General features: G+C 67.3%; 1 protein-coding gene and 1 pseudogene. One reads left to right on the forward strand and one right to left on the reverse strand.

Annotated elements, in window-relative coordinates:
* Positions 1 to 117, reverse strand: a pseudogene (locus JYJ84_RS38150) (peptide-binding protein); the annotation flags it as partial.
* 346 nt (positions 118 to 463) lie between these two features.
* Here JYJ84_RS38150 and JYJ84_RS36260 point away from each other — a divergent pair.
* A complete protein-coding gene (locus JYJ84_RS36260) occupies positions 464 to 1,495 on the forward strand; it encodes a bile acid:sodium symporter family protein (protein WP_122946423.1) in 1,032 nt (343 codons plus the stop codon).
* The last annotated feature ends 98 nt before the right edge of the window (positions 1,496 to 1,593 follow it).

A 1,593-nucleotide genomic window follows, 5' to 3' on the forward strand; every position in this document is an offset into this window, starting at 1 on the left:
GTGACCGCCGAACGCATGACCGCCGTGGGGTGGCTGCGCGAGCGCGAGCGGCATCAGCAGCGCGCCGAGCACGCCCGCCACCCATCGTCCGATCTTCCGTTTCACCCGTTCCGTCATCGTTCAGTGCCTGTCCACGCCCGCCGCCGGCTCCTTTCTGCCGACGCAAGGCTTTCAGCAGTAATTTATGGGTGGGCCGAAAGCGTGTCGAGCCAAAAAGTGTTATGTCGCCGGCATCGGTGTAACACCATGTTACTGCTAGGTTTTTTCACTTCCGGACGCGACCGGGACAGAACATTCTTCTGTCGTTTTGCGCATGGCCGGGCCGGTACCGTGGGCGTTGCCACATGAAATTGATTCATCAATCGATTCCCACAATGAATTTGTGTAGTGAATCGCCAACCGGGACAATGGCGCCATTCGCGCGCGCGACGCGCGCCTTCGTCGTTTCCGAATCGAGTTCCTGATGGCCCGTCCCCGTTTTCTTCCCGACAACTTCACGCTCGCGCTCGTCGGCACCGTCGTGCTCGCGAGCCTCCTGCCGTGCCGCGGCCCGGCCGCCCACGCGTTCAACTGGGCGACCAACATCGCCGTCGGCCTGCTGTTCTTCCTGCACGGCGCGAAGCTGTCGCGCGAAGCCGTCGTCGCGGGCGCGACCCACTGGCGGCTGCACGCGGTCGTGCTGCTCAGCACGTTCGCGCTGTTCCCGCTGCTCGGCCTCGCGCTGAAACCCGTGCTGCAGCCGCTCGTCACGCCGACGCTGTATGCGGGCGTGCTGTTCCTGTGCACGCTGCCGTCGACGGTCCAGTCGTCGATCGCGTTCACGTCGATCGCGAAGGGCAACGTGCCGGCCGCCGTGTGCGCGGCATCCGCGTCGAGCCTGCTCGGCATCTTCGTCACGCCGGCGCTCGTCGGGCTGATGATCACGTCGCAGTCGGCCGCCGCCGCGTCGCCGTGGAGCACCGTCGGCAGCATCGTGATGCAGCTGCTCGTGCCGTTCATCGCCGGCCAGCTGCTGCGGCCCGTGATCGGCGGCTGGATCGACCGCAACCGCGGCGTGCTGCGCTTCGTCGACCAGGGCTCGATCCTGCTCGTCGTCTACGTCGCCTTCAGCGAGGCCGTCAACGAGGGCCTGTGGCACCAGATCCCGCCGCGCGCGCTCGGCGGCCTGCTCGTCGTCAACCTCGTGCTGCTCGCGATCGCGCTGTTGCTGACCGCGTTTGTCAGCAAGCGGCTCGGCTTCAACCGGGCCGACCAGATCACGATCATCTTCTGCGGGTCGAAGAAGAGCCTCGCGGCCGGTGTGCCGATGGCGAAGGTGATCTTCTCGGCGAACGCGGTCGGCGCGATCGTGCTGCCGCTGATGCTGTTCCACCAGATCCAGCTGATGGCGTGCGCGGCGCTCGCGCAGCGCTGGGGCGCGCGCGACATGAGCGGCGAGCACGACGAGGGCGACGCGGCGCCGGCGCCAGGTGCGCTGAGCGCGGGCAAACGCTGACGGTCGGGGCAGCGGGAGGGCCTTGGGTGGCGCCGTTCCGCCTTTCCGCCTTTCCGCCTTTCCGCCTTTCCGCCTTTCCGCCTTTCCCGCCGAACCGC

Source organism: Burkholderia sp. LMG 13014 (assembly GCF_905232215.1).
Classification (GTDB): Bacteria; Pseudomonadota; Gammaproteobacteria; order Burkholderiales; family Burkholderiaceae; genus Burkholderia.